We start from the raw sequence: 16,368 nt of genomic DNA, 5'->3' as shown, positions 1-16,368 counted from the left end.
TTTGATTAAGTCAGCTATATTGGTTCTGGAAGATGGAACCCAATTTCACGGTCGCGCCATAGGTGCTGAAGGTGTGGCTGTTGGAGAAGTGGTCTTCAATACCTCAATGACCGGATATCAAGAAATACTTACCGACCCTTCCTATTCCCGCCAAATTGTTACTCTCACTTATCCTCATATTGGTAATGTCGGCATCAATGCCGCTGATGAAGAATCTCCCACCATCCAAGCCCAAGGCTTAGTAATCCGTGATTTACCTCTGATAACCAGCAATTACCGCAGTGAAGACAATCTGTCTAACTACTTAAAGCGTCATAACATTGTTGCCATTGCTGATATTGATACTCGTAAACTGACCCGTCTGTTACGGGAAAAAGGTGCACAGAACGGTTGTATCATTGCAGGTGATGAGGTAGATGCTCAAATCGCTCTTGAAAAAGCGAAAGCATTTCCCGGCTTGAAGGGTATGGATTTGGCGCAAGAAGTGACTACCACACAATCTTATCAGTGGTTACAGAGAAGCTGGACACTGGCAGATGGATTACCAGAAGCTTGTAAAGAGCAAGAACTGCCATACCATATTGTTGCTTATGATTTTGGAGTTAAGCGTAATATTCTGCGTATGCTGGTAGATCGCGGCTGCCGCGTTACTGTCGTGTCGGCAAAAACCTCCGCAGACGAGGTACTGAAAATGGCACCGGATGGTATTTTCCTGTCCAATGGACCCGGCGATCCAGAGCCTTGTGATTATGCAATCGAAGCAATCAAAACTTTCCTGAACACCGAGATCCCTGTATTTGGTATCTGTCTGGGCCATCAGTTGCTGGCACTGGCGAGCGGTGCAAAAACTGTAAAAATGAAGTTTGGTCACCACGGTGGCAACCACCCTGTTAAAGATTTGGATCGTAATGTCGTCATGATCACTGCACAAAACCACGGATTCGCCGTTGATGAAAATTCATTACCGGCAAATCTGCGTGTGACTCATAAATCACTCTTTGATGGTACTCTGCAAGGCATCCACCGTACTGACAAACCTGCATTCAGTTTTCAAGGACACCCTGAAGCCAGCCCTGGTCCACATGAAACCGCGTCTCTGTTCGATCACTTTATTGAATTGATTGAACAGTATCGTCAGCAAGATATTCAGAACACCAAATAATCAGGAGAAAAGGAAAATGGCAAAACGTACTGATATTAAAAGTATCCTGATCTTGGGTGCAGGTCCAATTGTTATTGGTCAGGCATGTGAATTTGACTACTCAGGAGCACAGGCTTGTAAAGCGCTGAGGGAAGAAGGCTATCGGGTCATACTGGTGAACTCTAACCCAGCCACTATCATGACCGATCCAGGAATGGCAGATGCCACTTACATTGAGCCAATTCATTGGGAAGTCGTACGCAAGATTATTGAAAAAGAGCGTCCGGATGCAATTTTGCCAACCATGGGGGGGCAAACAGCACTGAACTGCGCACTGGAACTAGAACGTCAGGGCGTACTACAAGAATTCGGTGTAACTATGATTGGTGCCACCGCAGATGCAATTGATAAAGCAGAAGATCGTCAGCGTTTTGACAAGGCGATGAAAAAAATCGGCTTGGATACTGCACGTTCTGGGATTGCCCATTCGATGGAAGAAGCACTGGCTGTAGCCGAAGACGTTGGCTTCCCTTGTATCATCCGTCCTTCTTTCACTATGGGCGGAACAGGGGGAGGTATCGCTTATAACCGCGAAGAATTTGAAGAGATCTGCGAACGTGGTTTAGATCTCTCCCCAACCAATGAATTGCTGATCGATGAATCTCTGATTGGTTGGAAAGAGTATGAAATGGAAGTAGTACGTGACAAGAACGATAACTGCATCATCGTCTGCTCCATTGAAAACTTCGATCCAATGGGGATCCATACTGGTGACTCCATTACTGTGGCTCCCGCTCAGACATTGACTGATAAAGAGTACCAAATCATGCGTAATGCCTCAATGGCCGTACTGCGTGAAATTGGTGTAGAAACGGGTGGTTCAAACGTACAGTTTGCTGTTAACCCTAAAAATGGCCGTCTGATTGTTATCGAGATGAACCCACGGGTATCCCGTTCATCTGCTCTGGCCTCCAAAGCGACAGGCTTCCCTATCGCAAAAATTGCAGCAAAACTGGCAGTGGGTTATACCCTTGATGAACTGATGAACGATATCACGGGTGGGCGTACTCCGGCCTCTTTCGAACCATCAATTGACTATGTAGTGACTAAGATCCCTCGCTTTAATTTCGAAAAATTTGTCGGCAGCAATGATCGCCTGACAACTCAGATGAAATCTGTCGGTGAAGTCATGGCAATTGGCCGTACTTTCCAGGAATCCCTGCAAAAAGCTTTGCGTGGCTTGGAAGTCGGAGCAACCGGCTTCGATCCGAAAGTCAATCTGGATGACCCGCAATCACTGACCAAAATCCGCAGCGAATTAAAAGATGCAGGTGCTGAGCGTATCTGGTATGTCGCAGATGCTTTCCGTGCTGGTATGTCCGTTGATGGTATCTTTAACCTGACCAACATTGACCGCTGGTTCCTGGTACAGATCGAAGAACTGGTACGTCTGGAAGAACAAGTTGCAGAGCAAGGCATCAATGGCCTGACTTCCGACTTCCTGCGTCAGCTCAAGCGTAAAGGTTTTGCAGATGCACGTCTGGCAAAACTGGTCGGCGTATCCGGTAAAGAGATCCGCAAACTACGCCATGACTACAACCTGTATCCGGTCTATAAACGAGTAGATACCTGTGCCGCAGAGTTTGCAACTGACACTGCATACATGTATTCCACTTATGAAGATGAATGCGAAGCTAATCCAAATAACGACAAACCGAAAATTATGGTATTGGGCGGTGGCCCGAACCGCATCGGCCAGGGCATTGAATTCGATTATTGCTGTGTACATGCTGCACTGGCGTTACGTGAAGATGGTTATGAAACCATCATGGTTAACTGTAACCCAGAAACGGTTTCAACAGATTACGACACTTCCGACCGCCTTTACTTTGAGCCGGTAACACTGGAAGACGTACTGGAAATCGTACGCGTTGAGCAACCAAAAGGTGTGATCGTCCAGTATGGTGGTCAAACGCCACTGAAACTGGCCCGCGAACTGGAAGCAGCAGGCGTACCCATTATCGGCACCAGCCCGGATGCTATTGACCGTGCAGAAGACCGTGAGCGTTTCCAGCAGGCAGTAAATCGTCTTGGTCTGAAACAACCAGCCAATGCTACTGTCACCACTATTGAACAGGCGGTAGAGAAAGGGAACAACATTGGCTACCCGCTGGTGGTTCGTCCTTCCTATGTATTAGGTGGTCGTGCAATGGAAATCGTGTACGATGAATCAGACCTGCGCCGTTATTTCCAAACCGCCGCGAGTGTATCCAACGATGCTCCGGTTCTGTTGGATCGATTCCTTGATAATGCTATTGAAGTCGATGTTGATGCTATCTGTGACGGGGAACGTGTCCTGATAGGTGGCATTATGGAACATATCGAACAGGCGGGTGTTCACTCTGGTGACTCAGCCTGCTCCTTGCCTGCCTATACCTTAAGCAAGGAGATTCAGAATGTTATGCGTCAACAGGTTGAAAAACTGGCTTTTGAATTACGTGTCCGTGGTTTGATGAATGTCCAGTTTGCTGTGAAAAACAACGAAGTGTACCTGATCGAAGTGAACCCACGTGCAGCACGCACGGTTCCATTTGTTTCCAAAGCGACAGGTCTGCCACTGGCGAAAGTCGCAGCACGTGTGATGGCCGGGCAATCCTTGCAGTCACAGGGAGTCACGAAAGAAATCATTCCTCCTTACTACTCCGTGAAAGAAGTGGTATTGCCATTCAACAAATTCCCAGGAGTTGACCCGATTCTGGGGCCAGAAATGCGCTCTACAGGTGAAGTGATGGGAGTTGGTCGCACTTTTGCGGAAGCCTTCTCCAAAGCGATGCTCGGTAGTAACTCCACTATGCGTAAAAAAGGCCGGGCGTTACTGTCAGTACGTGAAGAGGATAAAGAGCGTATTGTTGATTTAGCAGCCAAACTGCTCAAACATGGCTTTGAATTGGACGCAACTCACGGTACAGCCGTTGTATTGGGTGAAGCCGGGATCAATCCACGTCTGGTTAATAAAGTTCATGAAGGCCGTCCACATATTCAAGACAGAATTAAAAACGGTGAGTATGACTATATCGTCAATACCACTGCTGGCCGCCAGGCAATTGAAGATTCAAAACTGCTCCGTCGCAGCGCACTACAATATAAAGTGCACTATGACACCACCCTGAATGGCGGTTTTGCAACCACTATGGCTCTCAGTGCTGATCCGACTGAGCAGGTAATTTCTGTACAGGAAATGCACGCAAAAATCACCGGATAATATGCCCTATGGATTTCAAGATGCAGGCAACAAAGAGGCAACTTGGAAAACAAAGGATATAAGCGAATAAAATACAGCTCCCCTAAAGCGTTAGTTATCCAACAAATAAGGGAGCTGCTTTTTTAGCTGCTATTTTTATCTGGAGGGAATTTTGAATCCAAAGAGCGTCTTATTTTGAAATTAAAAAAAGCCACCCCCCATTCTGAGATGGCCTTCATGCAACATTAATAACTGTCTTTCTGAACAATATCAGTATAAGTCTAATATTGTTTCAGCTACACAGGTATATTGGTTGTTTATATGGGGCTTTGGGCCAGTGAAGCAATCTTCCAGAAACCAGCTTGCCGGTGTTTTCAGGGTAATAGAGACAACAACTAGCTGCTCCAGACTAATTCGGTTAGTTCCTCGTTCATAACGTGATAACTGCTGATGGCTGACGCCAATTCTGTCCGCCAGCTCTGCTGCTGTTATCCCAAGCTCTTTTCGCTTCATTTGGATCCTTTTACCTACCAGCATACTGACTCGCATAATCTCTTTACTCTCAATTTATAAATAGGTTAATAAAACAACTGCTGTACCTTCATACTTACCGGCTTTTGGTTGTGTTAATGTGTGCAATATTGATGTCAGGGTAAAATTTGAGGGAATATTTTTCCCCTGGGCGATAACATGCACGCCATCTGTCGCATCTCTTCCATCAATCTGCAATGTCGAGTAAATTTGCTTATTAGTATCGAGATAAATTTTGGGCTCACTATTAATGGATTTGACTTGCAACATTATCTTGTTGCTGCGAAGTGCACATTTAAATTGCCCATTAATTGAGCGAGTGGCGTTATTAACTTCTGAAGCTTTTAATTCCCCGTAGGCAATTTCAGAAGGTATGTTGATTTCACAGCTTTGATTTATAGGTGGTAATTTGTTGCAAGTGGAGTTAGGAAATTTCGTTGCAATACCATAACCCGATGATATCTGGCTGGTGTAAAACAAACCTATACATTCGGCATCTGCGGTAATAATAGGAAACGTCACCCGTATAGGGATTCCGATCTGTCTTTTATAAGCTCGCATGACTTCTGCGGTTGTCCGGTACTTTTGTGCGTCATTCAGGCATACATTTGCCTCAACACAGGAACCATACATGCCCGGCTGGTTGTTACTATATTGAACATCAGGGCCAACATAACATGGCTCATGACCGTAGCAAGGATTGCCAAGCCCCTCTTCTTCTGTCCATTCAATAATCTCCATGGTAGTGATAATTCGTTTACCCGATATAATAGTATTCACTGGCATAACATAAGCTCCACCATAGGCATATGAAGCACTAAAGAAAAGCAACAATGCTGCAAACTTCATCAACGATTTTTTAATATGGTGCATAATTTATTTCCCTAAATAACATCAAACTCAGGTTGAATATCATGGGGTGAAAAAGAAGCCGAAATCGCTATTCATAACTGAGCTCAAAAGTTGCCATTGCATTGAACTCTCCTACACCAATCTTGTTTTGCAGAAGCGCACTGGGATCAGCTTTTACATATGCCTGAAACGGGATTACATTGTTACTGCTCGTATCAGAGAGTCTAAATTGAGCCGTTTTATTAAAAGGGAGTGGTGTACCATCCAGTTTTTCCATACCAATGGCTGCACCTGAAGCACTGCTGCCATGACTGAATGCTAATAATCCGGGTTGCTCTCTGCTTTCCTGTCCGACAAACCTGATTTTCACTTTCTGAGCCACTCTGGGATCACATTCTTCCAAATGTAGCCGGAACTGTTGGCTTGGCGTACGGTGATACAGATAAAGGTCCCGGTTGATAATGTTGCCAAAATTGACTTCCATGATTTTATCTTCCGGTTTAATCACACAAGGGGGAGCGAGTACGGTCATCGTGATTCTGACATTTTGCCGTAAGTTATCTTTTGCATAAGCACCTTGCTGACTGCCAATCCCTAACAGAAATAATACCGGTGGCACCAATGTCTTTAGTGCATAGTAAAAGAGCTTCATACTTAACAAATTCATTATCATTTATCCCAAAACCCGTTACGATCTGGTGAAGTCTGCTTTTTGATCCCATCAAGTTGCTTATGACGGGATATGACTACCAAGAGTCTGTCAGTTCCCTTCATCTACAACCTTTGTCACTACACAAGTATTATCACTACAGTTGAATGTTAACTGTGGGCGTCCACCATAATCATTAACATAAGTCAGTACCGGTTGCTTACCGAATGAACTAACCGTTCCTCCCAGTTTGTCACTGCTTTTAGGCGCCAGCATTAAGGGCTTAAAACCGTCTACACTTTTACCATTTACCTTATTTGAAGCTTCTGAAATCGTGATGTAATAAGGGGTTGGATTGTTCACCACATATTGGTTTCCCTGACGACTTAAAGTCAGTTTTTCCTGCCACGGATTATCATGATCAATACGACGTGCGATAATTGCTTCCGGGCGGTAGAACAATTTGATTCTCGTTTGTAAAGCTATTTGCAAGACATTTGGTTTCTCACTGCGCGGTGGTATTTCACGAACATTGAAATAAAACACACTTTCTCTATCTTGTGGCAACTGGGCCACGGCGGGCAGTGTCTGGATCTTGATTTGGCTCTTCGCTCCAGCTTCAACACGCTGCACAGGGGGAATCACGACGAGTGGGCTGTTGATCTTATTTCCCTTATCATCTTCAAACCATGCCTGTGCTAAATGCGGCAAATCAAGATGTTGATTTTCAATATTCAGGCTGACAGATTTTTCATTCCCATTAAAAATAATGCGGGTACGATCCAATGCTATCGCCGCCATTGTCTGATGTACTGACATTAAACTTGTTACCGTTATGGCCGCCATCATTAGAATTTTTTTCAGTTTCATAGTGTCATCTGCTTATAATCAAAAAAGATCATATTGATATTGCCGGTGCCGACTAATATCGGTATACCTATGCCAAATAAAGCAACGCAATACTCTATTAAAGATCAACTAAATGGATTTTTTTATTACATTTTATTTATCTTCATCTTTTAAAAACTGACAAGGTAGCAAAAATGCAGTTAAATAATCTGCTGAAATTTCATCTGGCACAGTAATCTCACATTGAGCACGTCCATCCCAATGCACCTTCAGTTTTTCACCTTTGTTCATTCCGGTCAGATAGGCATATCCGTCATCATTGACAATCCCGATTTCCCGTTGGCTTGCATTAAGGATAGATGCCCCAAAAGGGGGGAATGAACCATCAGGCAAACGAATAGTTGTCATAGCTTTGAGCCCTGATATGACCTGAAATTTACGGTAACCAATCGCACCTTCTGTCAACGTTGCCAATTGAACAGAGCGCAATGCCTCTACATCGTCCGGTAATTTGTCTAAGTCAATATTTGCGGTATTACGGTAGTAATTGTTTACATCTACCAGCACAGCTTTACCAAAATGGTTGGTATATACTGCCGAACCGAATGCCCGGACAGGAACATTGCCAACACCTTCTGTATCCACCATCAGGCGGGTTGCGCCAGACATATTAGTGCGATGCAAAGCTGCACCATTGGCAGTGACAGTAACTCCCCCCTGCAAGCCGAGTGCTGCGGTAGTATTGCCACCATCCTGATAACTGGCACTGGCAGTCAGTAATGCCCGATCACCATAGTGGGTGTAGTAACCATTTGCTGATGCCTTACCATGAATATTCGTACCTGCTGATAGGCGATAGTTATTGCGATCATCAAGACGCTCAAAATAACCTATCAAATGGGAATTTCCCTGACGATTGGCCATTCCGTTATAGCTAAGGGTGCTACTTTCTCCCCACGGAATAGAAAGATTCAGGTACATACCGTCATCTTTTTTATTGTCAAAATTGTTACGGTAAGCTGACAGGTTCACATTGATATTTTTATAACGCCCAATATCAAGATACTTAGTCAGAGATACGTTATAGTAATCGTTTGCTGACCGATTCCAGTAGGTCTGATGGCTATAGCTGAGGTAAGCACTGAGGCCAATATCTGTAAACTGTTTATTAAACATCATGGTATACATCTCTTTTCCACTATCGGAAGAAACGTTGCGATAGCGGCGGTCGATATATTGCCCCATATTCATAAAGTTACGTTCAGAGAAACGATACCCGGCAAAAGTCACCTGACTGTTATATTGATCAAAACGTTTCGAATAACTGAAACGATAAGATCCCCCGGTAAAGGTTTTTCTCTCTCCCGGCAATTTTGCTCTTGACTCCGTCACGTCAAACGACAACGCACCTAATACCATCAAATCACGACCAACCCCCAGTGATAAAGCGTTGTAGTCACCTGCTCCCAAGAAACCACCATACAATGACCAGCCGTTATTGATCCCCCAGGAGAATTCTCCAAGACCGAAGGCTGGCCCTTCACGACGATGCTTATCATTGGTAGATTGTCCACCCACCAATTTGTATTGCACACGTCCGGGGCGTGTCAGGTAAGGGATCGTTGCCGTATTAACCTGAAACTGTTGTACACTTCCATCCTGCTCTTCAACTCTGACATCCAAAGCACCTGACACTGCATCACTGAGATCCTGAATTCGGAATGGCCCTGACGCAACCTGAGTTTCATACAATACTCTCCCCATCTGACTCACCGTCACCTTGGCATTGGTTCTCGCGACACCAGTAACCTCAGGAGCATAACCACGTAAGTTCGGCGGCAACATGTTCTCATCAGTCACCAAACTGATACCGGTATAACGGAAGCTATCAAAGAGGTTTGAATTGAGGTAATCCTCTCCCAACGTCAACTTCGCTTCTAAATGAGGAAGTGCACGATACAGGTAGTATCGGCTCCAATCCCAGTCACGGCGTTCTTTGCTACCTGAACGATGTGAGTTGTCTGCTTTATCATGTTTGGTCTTGAAACGATGATATCTGGCCTGCCAGTCAGCCCGAAAACGCCATGCACCAAAATTCATGCCCGCCGTTCCGTTAGCACTTATTTGTTGGTTATTACGATCATGAGTCGGTTTCGATGTTTGCGCATTAACGTTATAGTCAAACAATAATCCGGTTATTCCCTCATCCCAACGGGAAGGAGGGTCCCAATCCGGCAAGTCATATTCCAGATAGCTTTTAGGAACAATCAGATACAACGTATAGGTGGCCAGATCCCCCCTGGCCGACATACCCGGTAGTGTATTGAGATCAAGACATTTTCCATCATTCTGCCAACCTAATTTTTCCACCCACTTTGGTTTAAGAGCGATTTGTTTGATTAATTCGGGAGATATACAGGCTTCACTCCCTTTCGAATCATCAGCCGAAGCAATAAAATCGATAGAATGGGTATCTGGGAATTCCTGCTTATTCATCCGAACAGCCATCATATAATTCCCTGGCATGATATAGCCTGCCCGAGAGAATTGTTCTAAATTAATATTGCTACGTTCAGTGATATCCAGCGCATCAATGTTGAATTCAATTGGCTTAGAATAGGCGATCTGAATACCGGATACCGCAAACAGTATCAAAACAGAAAGAGGTTTAATTCCGGATATTAAGTGTTCTATTTGTATTTTATTCGTTATCTTCTTTTTATTAATCACGTATTTTTTATTAAAGGTGTTTATCCTATTACTGTTCTTTTTTTTATTAATAGAAGAAAAATAATGATTCATAGAATCTGAAAAAAAAGCCATAACATCCTCTGAGCAATGAATCGTTAATAACCCAATTTGAAATTAGCTGTTGTCTGATACTGCCAAGTCTGTATGCGTATAGGACTATCGCCTAATAGATCGCATCATTAAAGTTCATCGCTCTCACTTAAGGATCCTACAGATACCGGGGATTGCAGGGGTAACCACATGCCCTGCTTATCCATAATATATTACGTTCTCTGTTTGTGATTGACTGAATTACCGTACAGCGGGAAGTAGAGAAAACATGTCACCATCGGTAGCCATTAAAAATTACTTAACATGGCAAAATATCTTTATTTTCCGAATACCACCAATAGAGAACACCATAGATTAAATCAATAAAAAAGGGTATTTCAAATTACTTCTATGGGAATAATGCTATTAATGCCATACTCTGCTGACTAATTTGACAATAATATTGATTTATATCAATAAGACAAAGCACATTATAGAATATTCTAATTATGTCCTGCTAACATATTAGTTCCCAGAAATACCCTAAAGACACTATCAAGAAACCCGGTAAATCAATAGCAATGAATTTCCTGATGTTCAATTACCAAAATTATCAGTCAGTAAAAGTATTATTGATAATTTAATGTAAAGTTAGCAATAGCAGTGAAGTTACCAGGGACAACTAAGTTTTCACCTTTCTCATCACTTAAATTAGTACCTTGCAGGTACGCTGCAAATTGCAAATCATTGTTACCTTCGTGCAGAGATAATAGTTTACTTGCTGTTCCCAGAGGCAATCTGTTATTACCAGCATCAGTAATAGCAATTGCCGCACCTTTCGCTGTTCCTTCAATACCTAAATAACCTGGCTCACCACTAGCCATAGAGCCAGTGAAAGTCGTTTCTACACCTTTCAGAGTCTGTGTAGTGCAGTTTTCTAATTCAATTTTGAAATGTTTAGATTCTGAACGCCCTTGTTTTTTCAAGATGTGGCTGGAAACAGCCCCCATATCAACTGCAATATTGGTATTTTTAATTGAACAAGGTGCATCAATGATAGAACCAGTAAATGTAACCGTACCATTACCCTGGTTAGCCGCATTTGCAGCACCTGCGGTTAAAGCCACACCAAAACCTAAGATCATTGCCAATTTATTCATTTTCATAATCGAATTTATACCTTTTAATTAAAAAATGACAGACTTATATAAAAAGAGAAACCGAAGTACAGAAATTAATTTCTGATACTCAGGATAATGACTATTTAGTTTTTTGACAGATAGCTAGACTGATTCAAATAAACCAAACCGGCAGTATCATTCTACACAAAAATCCTTAAGTCAAATTTCAGCCGATAAAACTGGCAATGCTCCTTAACTGCGTATGAAATATGAGTTTTTATCAAAAAGCACCCATAAGCAGTAGTATATTTTACTGTCAATTTTGTGAATTTGGGTTATTTTCCTAAATTGTATCGAACAAAGATGAATAGTTCAGAATCTTAGTTTGTGTGTTTTTATTGAGCAACTTTATCTTCCCGAAAAAAATAATCATATAATTATATCAAGATAATTATTAAATATAGTTTTTACTATTGTCTTTATGGCTTATATCAAAATAAAAACAAACTATTTATCCAAATAATAAAATTAACAAGCTAATTATATTATAATTAAATTATTATTTTTATTTAAAAGACTTACTTTTTGTTAAATTAATTTCTCCATTCTTTTTACAGGTGAATTAATGTGGAATAAAATGGCAACGGAATAAATAGATGAGAGTCATTTTTAACCAATCTGTTTAAATAAGGTATTAATTTAAGCAACAAAAAAGCTCTTCCCATTATTGAGAAGAGCTTTTATTTTTAATCAGGGATTAAAATTACTTAGGCTTTTTTAATTATCACCTAACAAAACAGATTCAAGTGCAATTTCAATCATGTCATTGAAAGTTGTTTGACGCTCTTCAGCAGTCATTTTTTCACCTGTGCGAATATGGTCTGAAACAGTGCAGATCGTCAGTGCTTTTGCACCAAATTCAGCCGCAACACCGTAAATACCTGCTGCTTCCATTTCAACACCCAGAATGCCGTATTTTTCCATTATATCGAACAATTGGGTATCTGGGGTATAGAACAGATCTACAGAGAAGATATTGCCAACACGTGTATTAATATTTTTCGCTTTAGCGGCATCAACGGCATTACGAACCAAATCAAAATCAGCGATTGCCGCGAAATCATGATCTTTAAAACGCACACGATTGACTTTAGAGTCAGTACAGGCCCCCATACCAATCACAACATCACGAATTTTAATGTCTTTACTCACTGCACCACAGGAGCCAATACGGATAATCTTTTTGACACCAAACTCGGTAATCAGCTCTTTCGCATAAATGGAGCAGGATGGAATGCCCATACCGTGACCCATCACTGAAATGCGACGGCCTTTATAAGTACCGGTGAAACCCAACATACCACGAACATTATTAACCTGACGGGCATCTTCTAAAAATGTTTCCGCAATGTATTTTGCCCGTAGTGGGTCACCTGGCATCAGGATAACATCAGCAAAATCGCCCATCTCAGCATTAATATGTGGGGTAGCCATAAATTGATTCCTTGTTTTTATTAAGTAATTAAAAATAGGTAAATATCGGGGCAGCCAATGACTTCCCCGGAAAAATCAGAACATCGCTTTACCATAATCCATTGGCGTCAGGTTGAAATATTTCGCCACTGTCTGACCAATGTCTGCAAATGTTTCACGATGCCCCAATGAGCCAGGTTTCACTTTTGGCCCATAAACCAGTACTGGAATGTGCTCACGAGTATGATCCGTGCCTGCCCAGGTCGGATCACAGCCGTGGTCAGCCGTCAGGATCAGAATGTCATCTTCTTTAACCAGTTTCAGCATCTCCGGTAAGCGGCGGTCGAATAGTTCAAGCGCTGCCGCATAACCTGCCACATCACGGCGATGGCCATAAGATGAGTCGAAATCAACAAAATTGGTAAACACGATTGTGTTATCCCCGGCCTGTTCCATTTCAACCAATGAAGCATCAAACAGAGCATCAATCCCTGTTGCCTTCACTTTTTTGGTAATACCAACATTAGCGTAAATATCGGCTATCTTGCCGATGGAAACCACTTCGCCCTGTTTTTCATCAACCAGTTTTTTCAGAATGGTTGGGGCAGGGGGCTCAACTGCCAAATCATGGCGATTACCGGTACGCTGAAAGTTACCCGCTTTATCACCCACAAACGGACGGGCAATAACACGACCGATGTTATAACCACCGAGATTCAGTTCTTCACGGGCGATCTCACATAATTCATACAGTTTATCTAAACCGAATGTTTCTTCATGGCAAGCAATCTGGAAAACGGAATCCGCAGAGGTGTAGAAAATCGGCTTACCGGTTTCCATGTGCTCTTCTCCCAGTTTGTCCAGAATAACTGTACCGGAAGAGTGACAATTACCCAAATAACCTGGGAGATTAGCTCGCTCAACCAGCTTGTCCAGTAATTCCTGCGGAAAGCTGTTTTCTAAACCCTGAAAATAGCCCCAATCGAACAAAACCGGAACACCAGCGATTTCCCAATGACCTGATGGCGTGTCTTTACCAGAAGAAAGTTCACTTGCATAGCCATAGGCACCAATAATGTCGGCATCTTTGTCTAAACCAATCGGGAAAGTCCCGCTGGATTCTTCTGCCGCTTTACCTAGCCCCAAGCGGCTCAGATTCGGCAACTTCAACAATCCCTGACGGCCGATATCAGCTTCACCACGGGCACATTGCTCTGCAATATGTCCTAAGGTGTTAGATCCTTTGTCACCAAATCTGTCTGCATCTGCACTCGCACCAATGCCAAAGGAATCCAATACCATGATGAATGTACGTTTCATAATTTTCTCCTGCGTCAATTCACGCTATCAATGCGGAAACTGCCAGCTATTAAATTCTATTTTTAGTGCCTATGTCGGTTTATCAACTAATATGACGATAAACCATCTGTGTGGCGACTTTCGTTCCTACATTTGATGCTGCCAAAACATTCGTCTTTTGTGAAGCATCCACCGGCTGTAACGCTTTATGTTGTAGAACAAACGACTTACGCACAGCCTCCGCCGCTACATGCCACTCATCTTCACTATTGGCATGGATCGTCATCAGAGGGGTATCTGTGTTGACTTCTGAACCAAGTGCAATAATATCACTCAGCCCCACACTGTAATTAATCGTATCCGTGGCCTTTCGACGGCCACCCCCTAACGTCACCACGGCCATCCCCAAAGCTCGGGTATCCATCTCTGTCACAATGCATTGTTTTTCAATAACACGCTTTTCAGCAAATACAGGTCTGCTGAAAGAGGCCGTCGGCAAATAATGCGCATAGTTTTCAACAAAATCGGCTGGCCCTTTTTGCGCAGCAACCATACGTCCAAAAACTTCCGCTGCTTTACCACTGTCGAGAACTGCCTGTAACTTACGATATGCAACGTCACGGTTTTCTGCCAATTTACCTGATACCAGCATTTCAGCAGCCAATGCCATAGTGACTTCAAATAGGCGGGGATTACGGTATTCTCCCGTCAGAAACTGAACCGCTTCACGTACTTCCAGTGCATTACCCGCACTGGACGCCAGCACCTGATTCATATCGGTTAACAATGCGGTCGTTTTGCAACCCACACCATTAGCTACCGCGACGATAGATTCCGCCAGTTGTTCCGATTGCTCATAAGTTGGCATAAATGCCCCGGAACCTACTTTCACATCCATAACTAAGGCATCTAATCCCTCAGCTAATTTTTTGCCCAGAATAGAGGCGGTAATCAGTGGAATAGAGTCAACAGTAGCAGTAATATCACGTGTTGCATAAAAACGCTTATCCGCAGGTGCCAATGAATGGGTCTGACCGATAATCGCAATGCCAACATCCCGGATAATGTCACGAAAACGAGGTTCATCAGGGAAGATGTCAAAACCAGGAATGGATTCTAATTTATCCAACGTTCCTCCGGTATGCCCCAATCCGCGCCCTGAGATCATCGGGAGGTAACCTCCACATGCTGCTACCATCGGCCCTAACATCAGGGATGTTACATCGCCCACCCCACCCGTCGAATGTTTATCGACAACTGGACCAGGCAAGTTCAATTTATTCCAATCCAGAACTGTACCGGAATCACGTATTGCCAATGTTAAAGCAATACGTTCCTCCATCGTCATATCCTGGAAATAAATGGTCATCGCTAATGCAGCGATTTGCCCTTCGGATACTGTGTTATCACACACACCGTTAATAAAGAAACGGATTTCCTCTTCATTCAGTGGATAACCTTCTCTCTTTTTGCGGATAATTTCCTGTGCCAGAAACAAAGCTACCTCCCAATCATCATTATTATCTGAAAAGAATGGCAGTAATGAACCTTATCTTAGCTAACCTTCATATGTTGTTATTGATCTCAATAACGATTGTTTTCAATCAATAATGGTTCTAAATATGGGTTATCAATAACTACTACTTTGTTTTTGTCCCTGATGCCCTAACGTTGTCAATAAGCTCCCCAATAAACTGGAAGCACCAAAACGGAAATGGCGGGAGTCTACCCATTTATCACCCATGATTCTATCTGCCAAAGCCAGATACTGTGCTGCTTCTTCTGCGGTACGCACACCACCCGCAGGTTTAAATCCAACAGTATCCCCTACCCCCATATCACGGATAACGCTGAGCATGATCTCTGCACTTTCCAGTGTCGCATTCACGGGGACTTTTCCGGTTGAAGTTTTAATAAAATCTGCTCCCGCTTTAATTGATATTTCAGATGCTTTGCGGATCAGATCAACCTCTTTCAGTTCGCCAGTTTCAATAATAACTTTTAGCCAGACACCTGCTCCAGCGCAGGCAGCCTTGCAGGCTTTAACCAAATCAAAACCAATTTGTTCGTTACCCGCTATCAGTGCACGATAAGGGAAAACAACATCCACTTCGTCAGCACCATAAGCAATGGCTGCACGGGTTTCCGCCAGTGCGATATCAATATCGTCATTACCATGCGGGAAGTTGGTGACAGTGGCAATACGAACGTCAGGCGTTCCTTGTTCACTTAATACCTTACGTGCAACCGGAATAAAACGTGGGTAGATACAGATAGCTGCGGTATGCCCTGCCGGGCTGTTCGCCTGATGACAAAGTGCCGTTACCTTTTCATCAGTATCGTCATCATTGAGTGTTGTTAAATCCATCAAACTCAGCGCACGCTGAGCCGCTGCGGTTAAATCGGTCATAAAACTCTCCAACGATTGTGA

General features: G+C 43.2%; 12 protein-coding genes. 2 read left to right on the top strand and 10 right to left on the bottom strand.

Annotated elements, in window-relative coordinates; genetic code table 11:
- Window position 1 precedes the first annotated feature (1 nt).
- Together carA and carB are read left to right on the top strand one after the other, a co-directional pair.
- Window positions 2-1,162, top strand: coding sequence for a glutamine-hydrolyzing carbamoyl-phosphate synthase small subunit (gene carA, locus ABLA85_RS09355; RefSeq protein WP_367963402.1), 1,161 nt, complete (start codon window positions 2-4; stop codon window positions 1,160-1,162).
- Window positions 1,163-1,178: 16 nt separating this feature from the next.
- Complete coding sequence (carB, locus tag ABLA85_RS09350) at window positions 1,179-4,403, top strand: carbamoyl-phosphate synthase large subunit (protein ID WP_367963401.1); 3,225 nt, start codon at window positions 1,179-1,181, stop codon at window positions 4,401-4,403.
- 249 nt (window positions 4,404-4,652) lie between these two features.
- On the opposite strand, the gene ABLA85_RS09345 is transcribed toward carB, so the two are convergent.
- From ABLA85_RS09345 to deoC, 10 genes are all read right to left on the bottom strand, one after another.
- Entirely contained in the window at window positions 4,653-4,919 is a 267-nt protein-coding gene (locus ABLA85_RS09345; RefSeq protein WP_367963618.1) for a helix-turn-helix domain-containing protein, read from the bottom strand.
- Between the two features lie 30 nt (window positions 4,920-4,949).
- Window positions 4,950-5,786, bottom strand: a complete 837-nt coding sequence (locus ABLA85_RS09340; protein WP_367963399.1) for a pilus assembly protein — start codon at window positions 5,784-5,786, stop codon at window positions 4,950-4,952.
- A gap of 67 nt (window positions 5,787-5,853) precedes the next feature.
- On the bottom strand, window positions 5,854-6,432 hold the full coding sequence (locus ABLA85_RS09335; protein WP_367963396.1) for a fimbrial protein: 579 nt from the start codon (window positions 6,430-6,432) through the stop codon (window positions 5,854-5,856).
- A gap of 93 nt (window positions 6,433-6,525) precedes the next feature.
- Window positions 6,526-7,284 (bottom strand): fimbria/pilus periplasmic chaperone, encoded by a 759-nt coding sequence (locus tag ABLA85_RS09330; RefSeq protein ID WP_367963393.1) that lies wholly within the window; start codon window positions 7,282-7,284, stop codon window positions 6,526-6,528.
- Between the two features lie 132 nt (window positions 7,285-7,416).
- Window positions 7,417-10,065 carry an outer membrane usher protein gene (locus tag ABLA85_RS09325; RefSeq protein WP_367963615.1) on the bottom strand — a complete coding sequence of 883 codons (2,649 nt, stop codon included), beginning with the start codon at window positions 10,063-10,065 and terminating at the stop codon, window positions 7,417-7,419.
- A gap of 608 nt (window positions 10,066-10,673) precedes the next feature.
- A complete protein-coding gene (locus tag ABLA85_RS09320; protein WP_367963391.1) occupies window positions 10,674-11,210 on the bottom strand; it encodes a fimbrial protein in 537 nt (178 codons plus the stop codon).
- A 732-nt stretch (window positions 11,211-11,942) separates the two neighbouring features.
- Window positions 11,943-12,659, bottom strand: coding sequence for a purine-nucleoside phosphorylase (gene deoD / locus ABLA85_RS09315; RefSeq protein WP_367963389.1), 717 nt, complete (start codon window positions 12,657-12,659; stop codon window positions 11,943-11,945).
- 75 nt (window positions 12,660-12,734) lie between these two features.
- Complete coding sequence (deoB, locus tag ABLA85_RS09310) at window positions 12,735-13,958, bottom strand: phosphopentomutase (protein WP_367963387.1); 1,224 nt, start codon at window positions 13,956-13,958, stop codon at window positions 12,735-12,737.
- Between the two features lie 82 nt (window positions 13,959-14,040).
- Window positions 14,041-15,435 (bottom strand): thymidine phosphorylase, encoded by a 1,395-nt coding sequence (gene deoA / locus ABLA85_RS09305; RefSeq protein ID WP_367963385.1) that lies wholly within the window; start codon window positions 15,433-15,435, stop codon window positions 14,041-14,043.
- Between the two features lie 132 nt (window positions 15,436-15,567).
- Window positions 15,568-16,347 (bottom strand): deoxyribose-phosphate aldolase, encoded by a 780-nt coding sequence (deoC, locus tag ABLA85_RS09300; RefSeq protein WP_367963383.1) that lies wholly within the window; start codon window positions 16,345-16,347, stop codon window positions 15,568-15,570.
- Between the last annotated feature and the right edge of the window lie 21 nt (window positions 16,348-16,368).

The organism is Xenorhabdus sp. SGI246 (assembly GCF_040838225.1).
In the GTDB taxonomy this organism is placed as follows: domain Bacteria; phylum Pseudomonadota; class Gammaproteobacteria; order Enterobacterales; family Enterobacteriaceae; genus Xenorhabdus; species Xenorhabdus indica.
Note: the sequence above shows the minus strand (reverse complement) of the source record. Positions and strands in the feature narration are given on the sequence as shown.

Coding starts and splice junctions, on each gene's coding strand:
- carB (WP_367963401.1), top strand. CDS start 1,179: ATGGCAAAACGTACTGATATTAAAAGTATCCTGATCTTGGGTGCAGGT.
- ABLA85_RS09345 (WP_367963618.1), bottom strand. CDS start 4,919: ATGCTGGTAGGTAAAAGGATCCAAATGAAGCGAAAAGAGCTTGGGATA.
- ABLA85_RS09340 (WP_367963399.1), bottom strand. CDS start 5,786: ATGCACCATATTAAAAAATCGTTGATGAAGTTTGCAGCATTGTTGCTT.
- ABLA85_RS09335 (WP_367963396.1), bottom strand. CDS start 6,432: ATGAATTTGTTAAGTATGAAGCTCTTTTACTATGCACTAAAGACATTG.
- ABLA85_RS09330 (WP_367963393.1), bottom strand. CDS start 7,284: ATGAAACTGAAAAAAATTCTAATGATGGCGGCCATAACGGTAACAAGT.
- ABLA85_RS09325 (WP_367963615.1), bottom strand. CDS start 10,065: ATGAATCATTATTTTTCTTCTATTAATAAAAAAAAGAACAGTAATAGG.
- ABLA85_RS09320 (WP_367963391.1), bottom strand. CDS start 11,210: ATGAAAATGAATAAATTGGCAATGATCTTAGGTTTTGGTGTGGCTTTA.
- deoD (WP_367963389.1), bottom strand. CDS start 12,659: ATGGCTACCCCACATATTAATGCTGAGATGGGCGATTTTGCTGATGTT.
- deoB (WP_367963387.1), bottom strand. CDS start 13,958: ATGAAACGTACATTCATCATGGTATTGGATTCCTTTGGCATTGGTGCG.
- deoC (WP_367963383.1), bottom strand. CDS start 16,347: ATGACCGATTTAACCGCAGCGGCTCAGCGTGCGCTGAGTTTGATGGAT.